The following is a 17,084-nucleotide window of genomic DNA, read 5'->3' on the forward strand; positions in this document are numbered from 1 at the left end:
TGCCAGACTAACGACGAATTGACGCCGCGACAACCGCGCAAGACTGCGACGGCGTCCCGATTTCAACCAGCTCGCCGTACGGCTGGCGCATCAAAGCGACAAATGTCCGTCGAAAGGATCGAGCCGGCACGACGAAGCCGTCCAGCTCGATCATTCAGAGACCTGCCTTGCTCAAAGCCTGGTCGAGGTCCTCGATCAGGTCGTCGGCATCTTCCAGGCCGACGTTGATGCGCAGCATGCCCTCGGTGACGCCCATGGCCTCACGCCCTTCCGGACCGACACCATGGTGGGTGGTCGAGGCCGGATGGCACATCAGCGAACGCGAATCGCCGATGTTGTTCGAGATGTCGATCAGTTCGAGAGCGTCGAGCAGGGCATGAGCCTGAGCACGGCCGCCATCGAGCTCGAAGCTGAAGATCGGCCCGCAGGCATCCATCTGCTTCTGCGCGAGCGCCTTCTGCGGATGGCTGTCGAGCCAGGGATGCAGGATCTTCGGCACGCGCCCGGCGACGAACTCACCGACCTTGAGCGCGTTCTCGCTCTGCTTCTTGGCGCGCAGATCGAGCGTTTCCAGGCCCTTGAGCACGACCCAGGCATTGAAGGGCGAGAGGTTCGGCCCGGTGTTGCGCTGGAACGGCAGCAGCTTGTCGTTGATGAATTCCTCGGTGCCGCAGACGGCACCGGCGAGCACGCGGCCCTGCCCGTCCATCAGCTTGGTCGCGGAATAGGCGACGACGTCCACCCCGAACTCCATCGGGCGTTGCAGCACCGGCGAGCAGAAGGCGTTGTCGACCACGGTGGTGATGCCATGTGCCTTGGCGATGGCGCAGATGCCTTCGATGTCGGCGATATCCATGGTCGGATTGGCCGGGGACTCGAAGAAGAACACCTTGGTGTTGGGACGGATCGCCGCTTCCCAGGCGGCGGTGTCGGTGGCGTCGACCACCGTCACCTCGATGCCGAAGCGCGGCAGCAGGTTGTCGCCCAGCCAGCGGCACGACCCGAAGGCGGCACGCGCCGAGACCATGTGGTCGCCGGCCGAAAGCTGGCAGAGCAGCGCCGTGGTCATCGCCGCCATGCCCGAGGCCTGGGTGCGGCAGGCTTCCGCGCCTTCGAGCAAGGCGATGCGCTCTTCCAGCATCTGCACGGTGGGGTTCTGGAGGCGCGAATAGGTCATGCCGTCGTCCTCGCCCATGAAGCGGGCAGTGACGGTGGCGGCATCGTCGTAGCTGTAGCCGGAGGTGAGGAACAGCGCTTCGCTGGTTTCCCCCATTTCCGAGCGCCAGGTTCCCCCGCGGATCGCGCGGGTGGCGGTGCGCCAGTTGCGGGTCTTCGAGCGGTCCTGTCCGGTGGTGCGTTTCATGGCCCAAGCCTCTAGGATCGCGACAGCGCCAGTGCAAGCGCCTCTGCAACCTTCCCTCCCGTATCGCTTCGGTGGAGCAAGTTTCCGCCAGTCTTGCAGTCCCCCCGCTTCGCCCTTATTCCGCCGCTCCGATGCCGAACGCTTCGCGCAATGACCGAGATCCGATCGGCTGGAGCCTGATCGTGGCGGGCCTGTTCCTGGCCCTCGCCCTGTTCCGACTCGCGGAGCCGGGCCGCTATTACTTCGACGAGGTCCACTACGTTCCGGCGGCGCTGAAGCTGCTGGAACTGATCCCGGCCAACCGCGAGCACCCGATGTTCGCCAAGGAAGTGATCGCCGGTTTCATCGCCCTGATCGGCGACCGCCCGGTGGCCTGGCGCATCGGCCCGCTGCTGTTCGGCGCCTTCGGCCTGTTCGCCTTCGCGCGCTTCATCTGGCACTTGTCGGGCCGCCGCCGCGCGACGATCACGGCAACGGTGCTGCTCGCGACGAACTTCATGTGGTTCGTCCAGAGCCGCATCTCGATGCTCGACATGATCGAGGCCTCGCTCTGCATGGTCGGTCTGTGGCAATTCGCCGCTGCGCTCCGCGCGCGGACGAGATGCATTGCCCGCGGCCATCTGGCAGCGGCAGGCATTGCCCTCGGGCTTTCGCTCGGCGCGAAATGGAGCAGCGCCCCGGCGCTCATGATACCCGGCCTGTGGTTCCTGGCGCTGCGCATCCGCGAGAACGGCTGGAGGCTCGTCGGCCGCCGGGGAGCCGGTCCGATCCCCGGAATCTCGCTGGTGGAAGCGGCGTTCTGGCTCGGACTGCTGCCGCTCCTTGTCTATTGGGCGACTTACGCGCCCGCGATGTTCTACAGCATCCGGCCGACTTCGCCCTGGGGCTTCATCGAGCAGCACCGCCACATGATCGCGCTTCAGGACAGCGTGAAGAAGCCGCATCCCTACCGCAGCTACTGGTACCAGTGGATGGTCGACTGGCGGCCGATCTGGTATCAATTCGAGAATATCGACGGCCACCAGCACGGCATCGTCATGCTGGGCAACCCCGTCTCGATGATCGCGGGTCTCTTCGCGCTGGGTTGGGGTATCTGGGCCGCGCTGCTGCGGGCGCGGCGCGACGTGCTGACGGTGATCCTGCTCTACGCGAGCACGCTCGGCATCTGGATCGTCAACGGCAAGCCGATCCAGTTCTACTACCACTACCTCCTGCCCGGCGCCTTCCTGATGGCCGTGCTGGCCTTCGCGCTGGATGTGCTGTGGCAGCGGAAGGACCGCTGGCGTCACCTCGCCACGGGCACGTTCGTCGGCTCGGTCGGTCTGTTCGTGCTGTTCTACCCGATCATCTCGGGCGCGCCGTTGCCGACCAAGGAATTCTACAATTTCTGGATGTGGTTCCCGAACTGGCGCTGAGCCTTCAGGCGCCCTGCATCTCGGCCGTCAGCACATCGATCCGGCTATCGCCTTCCAGAAGCAGTTCGATTACACCTGACGTTCCCGGCGGCCTGCGATGGCGCGCCGGCCATCCCTCTCGACCGGCGATGGCAAAAACTTCGGCGATGGTCAGCGGCGTGGCAAGCGAAATACCACTGTCGCTCGATGAAGGAGCCCCTTCCGGCCGCTCCAGGATTGCGAGATCGGGTCCCTGCGTCGAGGCGATGACCCAGCCCGCCCCGGCAGGGACCGCCGGGCGATCGACGATTTCGGCAAGCACGGCCGCGACATGACGTGGATCGCGAACCTTCATGGAAACGCGCAGTATCATGGTTTGCCCTATCCCCCGTCGGTTTTCCGCGAAGACAGGATCGCAGCTTACCGCACAATGGGAATCCGGCGAATGCCTTACCGGCACCGTCGAAGGTATTTTCAGGAGAAGCGCGCTTTGGTCCGCAGGAAGACCGCCGCAAGCACCGCGCCCAGCCCTGCCATCGCCATGTCCTTCTGCGGGTCCCAGGGATCGCCCTGCTGTCCATTGTAGGCCAGCGCGTCCGGCCCCGCCATGAACACGGTGAGCAGCCATTCGAAGATCTCGTAGAGCGCGCTGCCGGCCAATACGAATTCGACCGCGATGTAAGTCGCGAGCGCCGGCGACAGCGCCTTGTGCCGGGCCAGCCAGCACGAGATCGGATGAACCCAGAGCGCGCCGAAGCCGAAATGGACGAGTCGATCCCAGGAGTTGCGCTCCAACCCCAGCGTCGCGGCGGGAGATGGCAGCCCCAGCGCCCGCGCCCAATCCTCGTAGGGAACGAAGGAATAGATGTAGCGGCCGCCGATGGTGTGGAGCACCAGGAACAGGCAGACGCAGGCCACTGCGCTCGTCGGCATGGGCCAGCGTCGCAGCGAGGCGCCGATACCGGCAAGGATCGCCAGGGTCGGCAGGTTCTGCATCGGCGCCAGCCGCGGAAACGGCGTGTCCAGCAAGCTGAACAACGCCGCCATGCCCGTCACCACGAGCAACAGGATCTGACCGCGCGGCACGCGGTGCCGCGTCGTCATGGTACTCAGTACTTGCCCCAGACGAACTTCGACGACAGCGCGAAGTTGAACACCGAGGCCAGGAGCACGCCGGTGATCACCGCCAGCACGTCATGGATGCCGATCGTCTTGAGCACCGCAGCCGAACCGATATTGGTGAGCAGGCCCAGCGAGCAGGTCAGCGCGAACTGCGCCCAACCGCGCATCAACGGGCCGAAACCGCGCAGGCGCTTGTCCGAATAGGTCAGTTCGTTGTTCAGCACGAAATTGAAAGTCATCGCGACGACGGCCGCAATGGTGTTCGAGATGTTGAACGTCGCGCTCTCGGACCAGTTTCCGTAGACGAAGCGCTCGGCGAACACGAGGTGAAGCATCACCCACAGCACGCTCAGCTGCACCACCACGCCCAGCGCACCAACGGTGCCGAACAGCGCGAAACGGGTCGGAATGATCCGCCCCAGCCACTTGTCGTAAAGACCCACAAGGAATTCGAACACGACGGTCTGGTCCAATTTGCTTTCGCCTTCCGCACGTGCCGCGAAATGGAGCGGGAACTCCTTGACGCGAAGCGGACGGTCGACGGTTGCGAGGATATCGAGAAGAATCTTGAAGCCCACACCCGAAAGACGGTGGGCATCGGCACGCAGGGTTTCGGCGCGGAGCATGAAGAACCCGCTCATCGGGTCGGTCAGTTCCACGCCGGTCACCTTGTTGGCGATCCGGTTGGCGAGGCCCGAAGCCTTGACGCGGTCGGGACGGCCCCAGGCCTCGGTGCTGGCGCCTTCGGCGAAGCGCGAGGCATAGGCGAGATCATATTCGCCCGAGGTCACCGCCTTGAGCATCTGCGGCAGCAGGGCCGGATCATGCTGGTGGTCGGCGTCCATCACCGCCACGACCGGTGCGGCGGTGGAGCACATGCCCTCGATCGCCGCACTAGCAAGGCCGCGCCGCCCGATACGCTGGATGCAGCGCACGCGCGGATCGACGAGCGACAGACGGCGGGCCTCATCCGAGGTGCCGTCCGGGCTGTTGTCGTCGACGAAGACGGCTTCCCACGCCACGCCTTGCAGCGCGGCGTCGAGACGCTCGATCATCGTCGCGATGTTCTTGCGCTCGTTATAGGTGGGCAGGACGATCGCCAGCTCCAGCGGCCTTGCCGCAGCTTCGATCGTCCCAGCAATATCCGAACCAGGTATGTTCATGCGCCCCGTGGTAGGTGGTAAATCTGAATAAATCTTGCCGCCAGTGAAGGCCCGCGAACGCCTTACAGGCGTTCGAGGACCGCGTCACCGATTTCCCGCGTGCCCGCGGTGCCGCCGAGATCGCCGCCCTTGATCCCGTCGGCCAATGTCCTGGCAACCGCTGCCTCGATCCGCGCCGCCTCGGCTTCGAGACCGAGCGAATGGCGCAGCAGCATGGCCGCCGAAAGGACCGTCGCCATCGGATTGGCAAGGCCCTTGCCCGCGATGTCCGGCGCCGAACCGTGGATCGGCTCATAGAGACCGTAAGTGCCCTCGGCAAGGCTGGCCGAAGCGAGCAGGCCGATCGAGCCCACGCACATCGAGGCCTGGTCCGAAAGAATGTCGCCGAAGAGATTGCCGGTGACGATCACGTCGAACTGGCCGGGGTTCTTCACCAGCTGCATCGCCGCATTGTCGACGTACATGTGGGTGAGTTCGACCTCGGGATATTCCTTGGCAACCTCGATCACCACGTCGCGCCAGAGCTGCGAGGTTTCGAGCACATTGGCCTTGTCGACCGAGCAGAGCTTCTTGCCGCGACCCATCGCCGCCTTGAAGCCGACATGCGCAATGCGGCGCACTTCGTCCTCGGCATAGGACATCATGTCCCAGCCCTGACGGCGGCCGTCTTCCAACGTGCGCATGCCCTTTTCACCGAAGTAGACGTCGCCGTTCAGCTCGCGCACGATCAGCAGGTCGATCTTGCTGGCGACTTCGGGGCGCAGCGTGGTCAGGTCCTCAAGACCCGCGAAGACTTGCGCCGGGCGCAGGTTCGCGAAGAGGCCGAGTTCCTTGCGAAGGCCGAGAATCGCCTGTTCCGGGCGCAGATGGCGCTCCAGGTGGTCGCAGGAGAAATCGCCCACGGCACCGAACAGGATCGCCTGCGCCGAGCGCGCAATGTCCAGGGTTTCGGCGGGAAGCGGGTGGCCGTGCTTGTAGTAGGCCGCGCCGCCGACATCGCCTTCGACCAGCTCAAGCCCCGGAAGCTCAAGCTTTTCGAGGACGCGCACCGCCTGCTCGGTGACCTCGGGACCGATCCCGTCTCCTGCAAAAACCGCGATACGCATGTCGTTCTCCGCTTGCTTCTCAGCCATGAATCCGTGCCAGCCGCTCACGCAGCAGGACGCGCGACCCCATAGCGTCTCCACGCCGATCGGCAAGCGGATAGCGCGCAAGCTCTCGGCCGAGCCGGTCGAAAGTGGTGAGTATCGCGCCCCAATCATCGTCCTCGGGACGGCCAACCGGCACCCCGTAGCCCAGTTCGCGTAGCAGCAGGACTTCGTAGGAAAGCAGCGGCAAGGCCCAGCCACGCGCCGAGGGCGCGACGCAGATCGCGTCCAGCAGCGCGCAGAGCGCATCGTAGAGCGCGGGGAACGGCTGGCGTTCCGGCAAGGCGATGGCGGTGAGCGCCGTGACCCAGGAAATCGCGGCGGCGGGCAGCGGCTCGGTCAGCCAGGGGCCTCGGCTGGTGACGAGTTCGATCCGCGCGAAAGGAAGCTGACTATCGCTCTTGGAGCGAACCTCTGCCTCCACGGCATTGCCCGGAATCAGCACCGGGCGCAGTTCGCGTCCCCTGCCCCCGGCCACATAGGCGGCGACCACCCCCGTCTCGGCCGTGAGCAGCCGGGCGATCACCGCCGCCTCGCCGTGCGGGCGGGCGGCACAGACTATGGCGGGCGCGCGAAGCTGCATGTGGTGCGGTTAATGACGCTCGGGCATCGGCAAGACAAGGTTCCAGCACCGGAAACGCAAAACGCGGAGGAAATTCCCCCGCGCCTTTGTGATTCCGAATGTCGGAGCGAAGAGCGGCCTTACTGGCCCGACTTGCCTTCGAGCGCGTCGATGCGTGCCTTCAGCGCCTCGACCTCGCCGCGGGCGGTGGCGGCGAGTTCCTTCACGGCCTCGAACTCCTCGCGGGTGACATAGTCCATGTCGCCCAGAAGTTCCTTGAAGCGCTCGCGCGCATTGTCGCGCGCTTCACGGCCCACGCCGGCGAGCGTGCCGGCAGCACTGTTCATCATCTTGACGAAATCGGCGACGAAGGGGTTTTCGCTTTGCATGGGGCCTATTTGGTATCTTGCGCGAAACCGCGCAAGAGGCCTTTGCGCGAATCTCCTGCAAAGGCCCCTCAGATCTCGAAACGCTCCACGGCGCGCGGACCTTCCACGCCGTCCAGCGCGGGATTGGCCTGGAGGAAGGCGTAATTGAGGTACGTCGCGAAGCAGACCCACGCGAGATAGGGCACCAGCAGCAGCGCCGCAACCGGACGGACGCGCGCGAACAGCGCGATCGTCACCAGCACCGCCACGTCCAGCAGGCCGATCACGATCAGGCCGCCGGTGATCCGGTGGGCGCCGAAGAATACAGGGCTCCAGGCGAGATTCAGCGCGAACTGCACGGCGAAGGCGATGACCGCCAAGACACGCCCCGGCGCACCGCGCGCCGCGCAGACCATCGCCAGCGCTACGCCCATCAGCACGTAGAGAACGGTCCAGACGATCCCGAAAGTCACCGGCGGCGGATAGATGCCGGGCTTCACCAAGGCATCGAACCAGGGGTTGCCCGGCCCGCTCTGCGCCATGCGGCCGGATACGAAGCCGAGGAGCACCACAAGGGGAACGAGCACGAGGGCCCAGCGCAGCAGACTGGCGCGCAATTGGCCGGACGAGGCGATCAGGTTCATTCCCTTGGCAACTCCCGAATCAGGGAAAAACGGCGTTGATACGCGGGTTGTGTAACGAGCCTGCCTTGCGCGCAATCGCAACAGGCCGGGAAAATCACCCGCGCCGCGCCGAAACGAGGAACTCGATGTTGCCTTCCGGCCCCTTGATCGGACTCTCGACGATGCCCTGAATGACCCAGCCGTCCGCTTCCAGCCAGTCGCGCACTTCGTTGCAGACCCGCTCGTGCAACACCGGATCGCGCACGACCCCGCCCTTGCCCACCTCATTGCGGCCGACTTCGAATTGCGGCTTGATGAGCGCCACCAACCGGCATTCCGGCGCGGCAAGGCCCAGCGGCACTTCCAGAACTTTGGCCAGGCCGATGAAGCTGGCGTCGCAGACGACCCAGTTGCACGGCGCATCGATCTGCTGGGCCGTCAGAATGCGGGCGCTGGTCTGCTCCAGCACGGTGACGCGCGGGTCCTGCCGGAGTTTCCACGCGAGCTGGTTCGTGCCCGAATCCACCGCGAAGACGCGCTCGGCGCCGTTCGTCAGCAGAACGTCGGTGAAGCCGCCGGTCGAACTGCCGATGTCCATCGCGACGGCGCCGGTGGGATCGAGTTCGAAATGCTCGATGGCATGGGCCAGCTTGATTCCCCCGCGCGACACCCAGGGATGATCGCGCCCGCGCACGTCCAGCGGGGCATCGGCCTTGATGCTCTGGCCGGGCTTGGCGATCTTGGTCTCGCCCGAAAAGACCAGCCCCGCCAGCACCATCGCCTGCGCGCGGGTACGGCTTTCGACAAGACCGCGATCGACCAGCGCCTGATCGACGCGCGTCTTCGCGGCCTTGGGCTCGGGGCCTGATTTCTTTTCGACGGGACGGGGTTCGATCGGGTCAGTCATGGCTTTGCATACTTGAGATGAGCGGCGCCTCATTCCATACCAAGGGGATGAAGGCAAATCCGCGCCGGCGCACCGACGCCCATTCGTTGTCCCGCAAGCTGCTGGCGACCGCTCCCCTGACCGCATTGGCTCTCGTTGCCGCCTGCGTCCCGGCGGCCAAGCCGCCGGTCCAGGCGCCGCGTCCCGTTCCGACGACTCCGACCCCGCCACCGCAGCCCGCTCCGCCGCCGCCCACCGATTGGCGCGATGCGCCGCAGACGCCGGGCGACTGGCGGATCACCAGCCCCGGCATCGCCAGCTTCGCGAACGGCGCGTTCGGCATCCGCTGCAACCGCGCCGCCTCCACGGTTTCGCTGTTCCGCAGCGGCCAGAGCACCGGGCCGGTCTCGCTGTCGATCACGACCTCCGACACGACTCGCGCCCTCGCTGCGAATCCGGTCAGCGGCGGCGTGCAGGTCGATCTGCCCGCCCGCGATCGCCTGCTCGATTCGATGGCCTTCAGCCGGGGCCGTTTCGCCGTGCAGGCTCAGGGCATGCCGACGCTCTATGTTCCGAGCTGGGCGGAAATCTCGCGCGTGATCGAAGATTGCCGCTAAAGTCGCGCGGACATCCCTGCTCCATTTTCGAAAGAGTATGGAGCAGGCCTTCCCGAGCCTGAGTCTCCGCCTTTCCAACGCTATGGCCAGAAGTGAACGGGACTCGTCCGGTCCAGATCGGCCAACCACGGCACGATTCGCAGCTAAAATCCGGCAATTCCAGGGGGTTTCAGGCCGCAGCTTCTACCCCCCAGAAACCACCCTCAGGCAGGGTTTGCAGGCTGGGGAAAACTAGCCCGAAGCCTCGATAATGACCGCAAAAAAGATGATTGCAAGGCTTGTTGTGCGCTGCGGAATCGGACACAAATTTCACAGGACGACGGGTCTCGGGAAACGCGCCCAAGACATTCCGAAGTCCAGCCGCTCCGGTGCAACATCCAGGGCGGCAACCTTGGCTAAACAGCGCGAAAGGAGGTGATCCGATGTCTCATGGTTCAGCAGAGAGGTCGGCAATTTCCGTCGCGAGGCATTATCGCTAAATCCTGATGAAGCGATAAAGGCTTTCGCTGGCGGCACTTCCCGGCCGCTGACCATGCGAAGGGCCGCACCGGGCAACCGGGGCGGCCCTTCTCATTTGGCCGCCCTCATTTCAGAGCCGGGATTTCTTCCCCAAAGCATCGTCCCCAAAACATCGTCTGGCGCATGGCAAAAGGCGAAATTCGCACTGGCTCTCCACCACTTCCCAACGCAAAGGCGACCGTGCACAGGATCGCTTCCTGCCGGGAGCCAGGCATTCGTGTTTGCCTCCCCCTTGCAGCGTGGTTATGCTATAAAAACGCGTATCAAAATTACTTTTCGGTTGCCAAGAATGTAATTTTCATTCAACGCCCGCCGGAAACGCACACAAGAGGACTAGTTCGATGGCGACTCTCGCCGATGCCGGCCTGACTTTCACCACCCAGCCCCACCCCTCGCCCGCCAGCACGGAGCAGCGTGAGGCCGTACTTGCCAACCCCGGCTTCGGCACGAACTTCTCCGATCACATGGTGACGATCGAGTGGACCGAGGGCCAGGGCTGGCACGATGCCGTCGTCGGCCCGCGCCAGCCGATCGCGCTCGATCCCGCCGCCTCGGTGCTGCATTACGCGCAGGAAATCTTCGAAGGCCTCAAGGCCTACAAGCAGGCCGACGGCTCGATCTCGCTGTTCCGCCCCGAAGCGAACGCCGCGCGCTTCAACCAGTCCGCCCAGCGCCTGGCCATGCCCGAACTGCCCGAATCGCTTTTCGTCGAGGCGATCGAGCGCCTCGTCAAGATCGACCGGGAATGGATCCCGGCTGCTGAAGGCGCCTCGCTCTACTTGCGCCCCTTCATGATCGCGACCGAGGCCTTCCTCGGCGTGCGTCCGGCCAAGCAGTACAAGTTCATCGTCATCGCCAGCCCGGCGGGCAACTACTTCAAGTCGGGCGCACCGGCGGTCTCGATCTGGGTTTCCGACTATACCCGTGCCGCTCCCGGCGGCACCGGCGCGGCCAAGTGCGGCGGCAACTACGCTGCCAGCCTCGTGCCCCAGGCCGAGGCGATCGCGCGCGGCCATGACCAGGTCGTCTTCCTCGATGCTGCCGAGCACAAGTGGATCGAGGAACTGGGCGGCATGAACCTCTACTTCGTGTTCGAGGACGGCACCCTGCTGACCCCCGCCCTCACGGGCACGATCCTGCCCGGCATCACCCGCGACAGCCTGCTCCAGCTCGCGCGCGAGGAAGGCCTCAAGGTCGAGGAAGGCAAGTACAGCCTGGACCAGTGGCGCGAGGATGCGACCTCGGGCAAGCTCATCGAAACCTTCGCCTGCGGCACCGCCGCGGTCGTCACCTCGGTGGGCAAGGTCTCCGGCCGCGACGGTGAGTTCGTGATCGGCTCGGGCGGCCCCGGCCAGCTCACCGCCAAGCTCAAGAACCGCCTGGTCTCGATCCAGCGCGGCGAAGCGGCAGATACCCACGGCTGGATCCGCAAGGTCTCGTAAGAAAAAGCAGGGTCCTGGGGGAGCATCTCCCAGGACCCCTTTGCGCCCTTGCTACGCCTTGCTGCGAATTACCGCCCCGGCGTCACGCCGATCAGGCGCAGCATTGCAGTCTGCGAGCGCGCCAGACGGTCCACGGTTTCCTCCAGCGACAAATCCGGACGCACGCTGTTGCGATAGACGCGAGGACCGATCATCGCCCAGGTCAACAGTAGCGCGGCGAAAGCTTCGGCATCGATATCCGCCGTTTCGACGCCTTCAGCGAATTGCGACCGCAGGCCTTCGACAAGCGTATCCCAATGCGGGTAACGCTCGGCCACGCGACCGGGAGTCAGGAATTCCTCCGTCCACAACGCGACCACCTCGGGCTTCTCGATCACGAAGTGGGTGATGAAGCGCGTGCGGTTTTCCGGCGTATCCGAAGGTGCGAAGGCGGCTGCGAACTGATTGGCAGACCATTCCCGCACCGCTGCCAGCAAGGCCTCACGGCTGTCGAAATGATAGTAGACCGTGGTGCGATTGACCCCGGCCTCCCGCGCGACTTCGGAAAGCGACAGCGCTTCCGTGCCCTTCTCCGACATGAGCCGCACCGCGGTATCGATCAGCAGGGCATGGGTTTCCTGGAACCCCTTGTTACGGCGACGCGAGGGTTGCCTGCGGCCCGCTGGCGCTATCGGCGCGTCGATCGTCTTTGTCATTGGACTACTGCCTGTCTGTGCGGCGCGGCCGGATCAGGTCGCAAGAATCCGCTAGACGATTGATTTAAAATGAGATTCATAAAAAGTCGAGGGCAAGGAGCGGATTATGTCGCCTACGGCCCATTAGCAAGCGGCGAAGACGGTCCCCCGGCCTTGTCGCTCCCTGCCCAGCTCCCTAGATTTGCCTCCGACACATCAAGGAGTTGCTCATGGCCGATCCCACTTACACACCGCCGAAAGTCTGGACCTGGGACAAGGGTAACGGCGGCGAATGGGCCAGCATCAACCGTCCCACCGCCGGTGCCAGACAGGACAAGGAACTGCCGCGGGGCGTACATCCCCTGCAACTCTACTCGCTGGGTACGCCCAATGGGCAGAAGGTCACCATCATGCTGGAGGAACTCCTGGCAGCCGGCGTGAAGGAAGCCGAATATGACGCCTGGCTGATCAACATCGGCGAAGGCGACCAGTTCGGCTCGGGCTTCGTCTCGGTCAATCCGAACTCCAAGATTCCGGCATTGCTCGACTATTCCGGAGACAAGCCCGTTCGCATCTTCGAATCGGGCGCGATCCTGCTCTATCTTGCGGATAAATTCGGAAAGTTCGTTCCGGCCGATTACCCCGAACGCGCAGAATGCCTGTCCTGGCTCATGTGGCAGATGTCCACCGCGCCTCTGATTGGCGGCGGCTTCGGACATTTCTATGCCTATGCGCCGGAAAAGTACGAATACCCGATCAATCGCTATGCGATGGAAACCAAGCGCATTCTCGACGTGGCCGACAGGCGCCTTGGCGAGACCCGCTATGTCGCGGGCGAGGAATACACGATCGCCGACATTGCTGCCTATGGCTGGTTCGGCGGCTTTGTGCGCGGCGATGCCTATGGCGACGCCGCGACGTTCCTCGATGTGCAGAGCTACGGAAACCTGATGCGCTGGGGCGAGGAACTGGGCGCCCGCGAACCTGTCCAGCGTGGACGTATCGTCAACCGCAACGGTGAAGGATTCGTCCAGGAACGCCATACCGCTGCGGATATCGACGTCGTGCTCAAGGTCTGAGAGACCATATGAATGCCGGTTCTGGAAAACTCTTCGATAAGGGCTTTTCAGCACCGGCATTAGCCGCTAAGCGCGCACTCCCTGCTGGGGCGTCGCCAAGTGGTAAGGCACCGGTTTTTGGTACCGGCATTCGCAGGTTCGAATCCTGCCGCCCCAGCCAGCCGAACCCTCGAGATTCGGCCAGATATCACTGAAAATCCTTCAAAAATCGAGATAGGGCTTCGGCCCACCACCTGGACCCGGCTAGCCACGGTTAGCCCCGTTTGGACGGCGTTTGTATCACGATTTGTATCATGATTTTCTGCGATTCGGGGCCGGCCAAGGAGTCGGTAAATGCCACGGAAAATCGCCTTTTCACCTGCATCCCTGGACGCACTGAACACAGGTTCAATCCGGGACCCTTTGTATCCCGGTTTAGGGCTGGAAGTTCTCCCCAGCGGAAAGAAGGTCTGGAAATACGCCCGCCGCCTGTCCGGCGACGGTCAGCTGGTGCGCATGCGGCTGGGCTACTATCCCGCCCATTCGATCGCCGATGCCCGGTGCTGGGCAAAATCCCTCAACGACGATGTCGAGGTCGGCGTCGATCCGCGTGAGGCACGGCGAATAGCGGATGCGCGGTCATCGATGACAGTTGCCCGGGCCCACGAGCACTACATGGAAGCCGCGCGCGAGGGCCGCGGATCGCGCGCCAAGCGGATAAACAAGCCTCGCACGATCAAGGACAAGCTGGAGATCTACAAGCGGGACATCGCTCCCAAACTGGCGCGGAAGTCCATTTACGATGTCACCGAGAAGGACCTCATCAACCTTGTGGCAGCGAAGGGGCGAACCGCGAGAGTACGCGCGAATCGCCTGGCGGCAGAATTGAAGGTTTTCTTCGGGTGGGCCGCCAGCCTGAGAGGCCTCATCGTCGGCCTCGAGGTCGATCCCTCGCGCAGGCTTGCCGATCTCCGCTTTCCGGAGGCGCCGCGTAGCCGCAAGCTCAGCCTCGAGGAAATCGGGTGGTTCCTTAAGGCCGTTGCCCTCGAGGAGGAGCGAGATTTGCGACGCGGCATGTTGCTCTGGCTTCTGACCGCCGCCCGATTCGCGGAAGTGATTCGCGCGAACTCCGCCGAGATCGAGAACGGTATCTGGACGATCCCCTCAGCCCGCTCGAAGAACAATCACGCCCACACCATTCAGCTCGGTCCATGGGGCCGCCATCTCATGGTTTCAAACGCGGATTGGGTCTTCCCGTCACCGAGGATTGCCGGGCCGCGAACCAACGGCTGGTATCCGGCCAAGAAGCGTGTCCTTGCAGCGATGTCGCAGTTTGCCGGCCGTGAGGTCGATCATTTCGTACCGCATGATTTTCGCCGGACGGCGAGGAGCAACACCAAGCGACTCAAGGTCGACTATGAGACTGCGGAGGCCATGCTGAACCATCTCAAGGTGGGCCTCGAGCGTATCTACGATGGATACGAGCTGGAGGAGGAGAAAGCGGCGTGGTTCCTCAAGTGGGAGTGCGAGATTGTTGAAATCGCTCATCAAGCCGGAGTCGCGAGAGCCTTGGAAATCCCGACAGGCCCTTTCAAACCGCTTCACTGACAGCGAATCTCAGCAAACTGACCGACCGCGGCGTACAATGCGCCGCGGTCGGCGCCTGCAACATCGCATCCCAGAACCTACAGGAACTGCAGCCGTGGGGCTAAATTGGCTGGGCCAAACCCACTTCGTCGCCCTCTCGGTGCAACCGCAAAGAAGAGTCATCGGCAGAGCCGGCCGGAAGAACTGCTTCTTTCACGTTAGGTAACCGGCGCTGCCCACGCTGCGGCACGCGGTGACAGATCCACCCCCGACGGTACCGATTAGATGTCGCCCGGCTTACAGGGGCGGCCTCTTCGGCTTTTCAGCTCAAGCAAATGCTTCAGGCGCCGCCGGCCGAAGGCAGCACAGATCCCGTCCTGCGCTCCTCGACCAGCTCGCACTGCGTCAAATCGATGCCAGGGAGTGGCACCATCTCCACGTCATCTCGGGCGAGCGCCCTCACCGCGTCGATAAGCTGCGGCACCAGATCGCGGAGCTGGACCAGATCCGCCCGCGTGCCTGTACGCGAACTTGCCAACGCGTGGAGCCGACCGGCGTGTTCGATCAGTTCGCCGTATGTCATGCCTTGCACCCTCAATAGCTCGCCCAGTCGAGTTCCGCTTCATCCAGGGCCTCGAACATATCGCCATCCGCCTGAAGCATGCTCAGGCGCTTGCGTACCGCCTCGGGATCGCCATCGCGCGGAAAGCCACGATCGACCAGTGCGCCTTTCGCCAGATCGCCGACAAGCCCGCCGCGCTCGACCTGCATGAGGAGCCAGCGCCCGAAAGGCCCGCGTTCGGCAGGTGTAGCCGTCTGGCCCGCTGGGCGCGGCCGGCTCTCCAGCGCTGTGGACATGAAAGCTCCGTACGCGGTGACGCGGCCGAAGTCGCTCAACGCGCCATCTTCGCCGAGAATGCGCGTGATCTCCCGCATTAGATCGTCGGTGCTGCTCCGTTGTGCTTCGCTCATAGCGGCCCCTCCTACTCGGCCGACTCGGCGGCCAAACGCCACAAGGTGGCCGGATCGTTCAAGTCGATCTCTTCGACGCAGACCAGGTCGCGGGTTACCTCGATCTTCTCGTCGAGCCGCCGCAGCACGGCGGGGAAAATGTCCACGAGCTGGACGTAATCGTCAATCGTCGCCCCTTCCCTGTCGGCCTGCACGTAGCGGTGCCGGGCCAGCCTGAGCAGGTCCTCATCGGTCAGGGGAAGCGTCAATTGGTCGTTTGCCATGGAGTGGCCCTCTCACGAATCGAATGACCCGCCCTAGCATGTTCGCTATATGTTCACATCATGATTTGGCGGACTACGGCCCTATGGAAGGTCGAAGAGCAAGCTTTCCCATCCTGCATTCTACTCTATAAAAAGGATATTGCTGTCGAATGGCTCTGAACGGCAATCGCGTTAATCGGGCTTCTCAGACAAGCGTTGCGCCTGGCGGGATGTAATGGATTGGCCGCGAGGCGCCCGTCTCAGTTCTGCGCTCCCAAAGTGTCTGGGCGACACCGAGGGCAAAGCCGAGCAGAACCCAGAGCACGATCTTGATGCGCCAATTCATTGCCACGGCCGTGCCAGACCCGCCGAAATGAGATAGTTGCCCGCATCCCGCCCGTTGACGGAAAGGCGCGCCAGGGTCCGGCCATAGCGATCGGTGCCAGTGCGCTGGATCTGCGGTGAGCCCGAGGACAGAAATGCCCGGAGCTGGTCGCGGCTGGCAAGCCCGGCCTCGTAGTCGCACCACGGCGGATTGCGTGACGCCGCCAGCTTTGCGCGGCTCTGGGCCGTGCAGCGCGACGATCCCACCACCTCCGGCGCATCGATGTTGACCAGGCGCACCCGCTCACCGTCGCAGAGGCGAACGGTGTCTCCGTCGTGGACGGAAGCAACACAGGCGATCGCAGCGGCGGCAAGGATCAGAGGCATGAATCTTGCCTAACAGGTCGGCGAGAGGCAGTGTGATGAAAATTCTGTCAGGATTCCGGGGGCATATGATCGCCCTTACTCAGAAGGCCGTCTGCTGGGCCCGTTCCGCCTTTTTGTCTTCCGTGATCAGCGGATTTTCCTGGCGCCCCATTGTCCAGTTTTTCCCGAGGCGAACGGTAGCGTTAGGCGCACACCAGATCTCGCCTGAGCTATCGAGGGCCGTGACCCAGATGAGATTGTGCTCCTGGCCGTAGTCGATCATTCCGATCGCATAGCCGTCGCCCTTGCCTACAACGTGAAGGGGTATGGTGGGGTTGAGCTGCGTGAACATTCCAGGCCTCTGGATTGCAAAGGAAGGGCCGGCGCACACTAGCGCGCCGGCTCCTGTCAGGCTTACTTGGGCTTGCCCGCACCCGGCTCGGAGGTCTTCGGCGCCTTGCCGTCCTCGATACGGCCTTCATTGCGCAGGTCACGACCTTCCTGTGCCTTGCGCTGCGCTTCCGGCGACTTGCCGTGCTCGTTCAGCTCTTCCTTGATGTAGCCGGCGGCTTCTTTCATTTCGCCCTTGATGCTCATCGATCTCTCCTTTGGAAGGTGCCACGATAAGGTGTGGCAGATCATAAAGCCTCAAGA

The 17,084-nt window shown here is 63.7% G+C and carries 22 protein-coding genes and 1 tRNA gene; 6 read left to right on the forward strand and 17 right to left on the reverse strand.

Features of this window, described 5'->3' with window-relative positions; all coding sequences use genetic code 11:
• Positions 1-7 precede the first annotated feature (7 nt).
• Together V7066_RS23540 and V7066_RS23545 are read right to left on the reverse strand one after the other, a co-directional pair.
• The gene (locus V7066_RS23540; RefSeq protein WP_334185397.1) at positions 8-154 is read right to left on the reverse strand and encodes a hypothetical protein; all 147 of its coding nucleotides are present in this window, start codon (positions 152-154) and stop codon (positions 8-10) included.
• Positions 155-1,363 carry a trans-sulfuration enzyme family protein gene (locus V7066_RS23545; protein ID WP_334185398.1) on the reverse strand — a complete coding sequence of 403 codons (1,209 nt, stop codon included), beginning with the start codon at positions 1,361-1,363 and terminating at the stop codon, positions 155-157. It abuts the gene before it with no gap.
• A gap of 131 nt (positions 1,364-1,494) precedes the next feature.
• On the opposite strand from V7066_RS23545, the gene V7066_RS23550 reads away from it, so the two are divergent.
• Positions 1,495-2,778 carry a phospholipid carrier-dependent glycosyltransferase gene (locus tag V7066_RS23550; RefSeq protein ID WP_334185399.1) on the forward strand — a complete coding sequence of 428 codons (1,284 nt, stop codon included), beginning with the start codon at positions 1,495-1,497 and terminating at the stop codon, positions 2,776-2,778.
• Between the two features lie 4 nt (positions 2,779-2,782).
• On the opposite strand, the gene V7066_RS23555 is transcribed toward V7066_RS23550, so the two are convergent.
• The 8 genes from V7066_RS23555 to V7066_RS23590 form a co-directional block, all read right to left on the reverse strand.
• Positions 2,783-3,130: a hypothetical protein gene (locus V7066_RS23555; RefSeq protein ID WP_334185400.1), complete on the reverse strand. Its 348-nt coding sequence runs from the start codon at positions 3,128-3,130 to the stop codon at positions 2,783-2,785.
• A gap of 101 nt (positions 3,131-3,231) precedes the next feature.
• Positions 3,232-3,861: a DUF2238 domain-containing protein gene (locus V7066_RS23560; protein ID WP_334185401.1), complete on the reverse strand. Its 630-nt coding sequence runs from the start codon at positions 3,859-3,861 to the stop codon at positions 3,232-3,234.
• A 5-nt stretch (positions 3,862-3,866) separates the two neighbouring features.
• Positions 3,867-5,042, reverse strand: coding sequence for a glycosyltransferase family 2 protein (locus V7066_RS23565; RefSeq protein ID WP_334185402.1), 1,176 nt, complete (start codon positions 5,040-5,042; stop codon positions 3,867-3,869).
• A gap of 62 nt (positions 5,043-5,104) precedes the next feature.
• Positions 5,105-6,148 (reverse strand): 3-isopropylmalate dehydrogenase, encoded by a 1,044-nt coding sequence (gene leuB / locus V7066_RS23570; protein WP_334185419.1) that lies wholly within the window; start codon positions 6,146-6,148, stop codon positions 5,105-5,107.
• 19 nt (positions 6,149-6,167) lie between these two features.
• A complete protein-coding gene (gene recO / locus V7066_RS23575; RefSeq protein ID WP_334185403.1) occupies positions 6,168-6,773 on the reverse strand; it encodes a DNA repair protein RecO in 606 nt (201 codons plus the stop codon).
• A gap of 119 nt (positions 6,774-6,892) precedes the next feature.
• Positions 6,893-7,141, reverse strand: a complete 249-nt coding sequence (locus V7066_RS23580; RefSeq protein ID WP_334185404.1) for an accessory factor UbiK family protein — start codon at positions 7,139-7,141, stop codon at positions 6,893-6,895.
• A 68-nt stretch (positions 7,142-7,209) separates the two neighbouring features.
• On the reverse strand, positions 7,210-7,764 hold the full coding sequence (locus V7066_RS23585; protein WP_334185405.1) for a TspO/MBR family protein: 555 nt from the start codon (positions 7,762-7,764) through the stop codon (positions 7,210-7,212).
• A 94-nt stretch (positions 7,765-7,858) separates the two neighbouring features.
• On the reverse strand, positions 7,859-8,650 hold the full coding sequence (locus V7066_RS23590) for a TlyA family RNA methyltransferase (RefSeq protein WP_334185406.1): 792 nt from the start codon (positions 8,648-8,650) through the stop codon (positions 7,859-7,861).
• 47 nt (positions 8,651-8,697) lie between these two features.
• On the opposite strand from V7066_RS23590, the gene V7066_RS23595 reads away from it, so the two are divergent.
• Positions 8,698-9,246, forward strand: a complete 549-nt coding sequence (locus tag V7066_RS23595) for a hypothetical protein (protein WP_334185407.1) — start codon at positions 8,698-8,700, stop codon at positions 9,244-9,246.
• A gap of 860 nt (positions 9,247-10,106) precedes the next feature.
• Positions 10,107-11,207, forward strand: coding sequence for a branched-chain amino acid aminotransferase (locus tag V7066_RS23600; protein WP_334185408.1), 1,101 nt, complete (start codon positions 10,107-10,109; stop codon positions 11,205-11,207).
• 68 nt (positions 11,208-11,275) lie between these two features.
• Here V7066_RS23600 and V7066_RS23605 read toward each other — a convergent pair whose 3' ends face one another.
• Positions 11,276-11,902 (reverse strand): TetR/AcrR family transcriptional regulator, encoded by a 627-nt coding sequence (locus V7066_RS23605; protein ID WP_334185409.1) that lies wholly within the window; start codon positions 11,900-11,902, stop codon positions 11,276-11,278.
• Between the two features lie 209 nt (positions 11,903-12,111).
• Between V7066_RS23605 and yghU the strand changes: the two genes are divergently transcribed.
• The 3 genes from yghU (at position 12,112) to V7066_RS23620 (ending at position 14,547) form a co-directional block, all read left to right on the forward strand.
• Complete coding sequence (gene yghU, locus V7066_RS23610) at positions 12,112-12,960, forward strand: glutathione-dependent disulfide-bond oxidoreductase (RefSeq protein WP_334185410.1); 849 nt, start codon at positions 12,112-12,114, stop codon at positions 12,958-12,960.
• A gap of 85 nt (positions 12,961-13,045) precedes the next feature.
• Positions 13,046-13,120: transfer RNA gene (locus V7066_RS23615), tRNA-Gln, on the forward strand.
• A gap of 173 nt (positions 13,121-13,293) precedes the next feature.
• Positions 13,294-14,547 carry a tyrosine-type recombinase/integrase gene (locus V7066_RS23620; protein ID WP_334185411.1) on the forward strand — a complete coding sequence of 418 codons (1,254 nt, stop codon included), beginning with the start codon at positions 13,294-13,296 and terminating at the stop codon, positions 14,545-14,547.
• A 319-nt stretch (positions 14,548-14,866) separates the two neighbouring features.
• Here the strand turns inward: V7066_RS23620 and V7066_RS23625 are convergent, their stop codons facing one another.
• The 6 genes from V7066_RS23625 to V7066_RS23650 all read right to left on the reverse strand — a co-directional run bounded on the left by V7066_RS23625 (position 14,867) and on the right by V7066_RS23650 (position 17,027).
• Positions 14,867-15,109, reverse strand: coding sequence for a hypothetical protein (locus V7066_RS23625; RefSeq protein WP_334185412.1), 243 nt, complete (start codon positions 15,107-15,109; stop codon positions 14,867-14,869).
• Positions 15,110-15,120: 11 nt separating this feature from the next.
• Entirely contained in the window at positions 15,121-15,498 is a 378-nt protein-coding gene (locus V7066_RS23630; RefSeq protein ID WP_334185413.1) for a hypothetical protein, read from the reverse strand.
• Positions 15,499-15,509: 11 nt separating this feature from the next.
• Positions 15,510-15,761 carry a hypothetical protein gene (locus V7066_RS23635; protein WP_334185414.1) on the reverse strand — a complete coding sequence of 84 codons (252 nt, stop codon included), beginning with the start codon at positions 15,759-15,761 and terminating at the stop codon, positions 15,510-15,512.
• A 321-nt stretch (positions 15,762-16,082) separates the two neighbouring features.
• A complete protein-coding gene (locus tag V7066_RS23640) occupies positions 16,083-16,451 on the reverse strand; it encodes a thermonuclease family protein (RefSeq protein WP_334185415.1) in 369 nt (122 codons plus the stop codon).
• A 79-nt stretch (positions 16,452-16,530) separates the two neighbouring features.
• Positions 16,531-16,782 carry a hypothetical protein gene (locus V7066_RS23645; RefSeq protein WP_334185416.1) on the reverse strand — a complete coding sequence of 84 codons (252 nt, stop codon included), beginning with the start codon at positions 16,780-16,782 and terminating at the stop codon, positions 16,531-16,533.
• A gap of 62 nt (positions 16,783-16,844) precedes the next feature.
• A complete protein-coding gene (locus V7066_RS23650) occupies positions 16,845-17,027 on the reverse strand; it encodes a hypothetical protein (protein ID WP_334185417.1) in 183 nt (60 codons plus the stop codon).
• Between the last annotated feature and the right edge of the window lie 57 nt (positions 17,028-17,084).

This window comes from Novosphingobium sp. (genome assembly GCF_036820275.1).
GTDB lineage: Bacteria > Pseudomonadota > Alphaproteobacteria > Sphingomonadales > Sphingomonadaceae > Novosphingobium.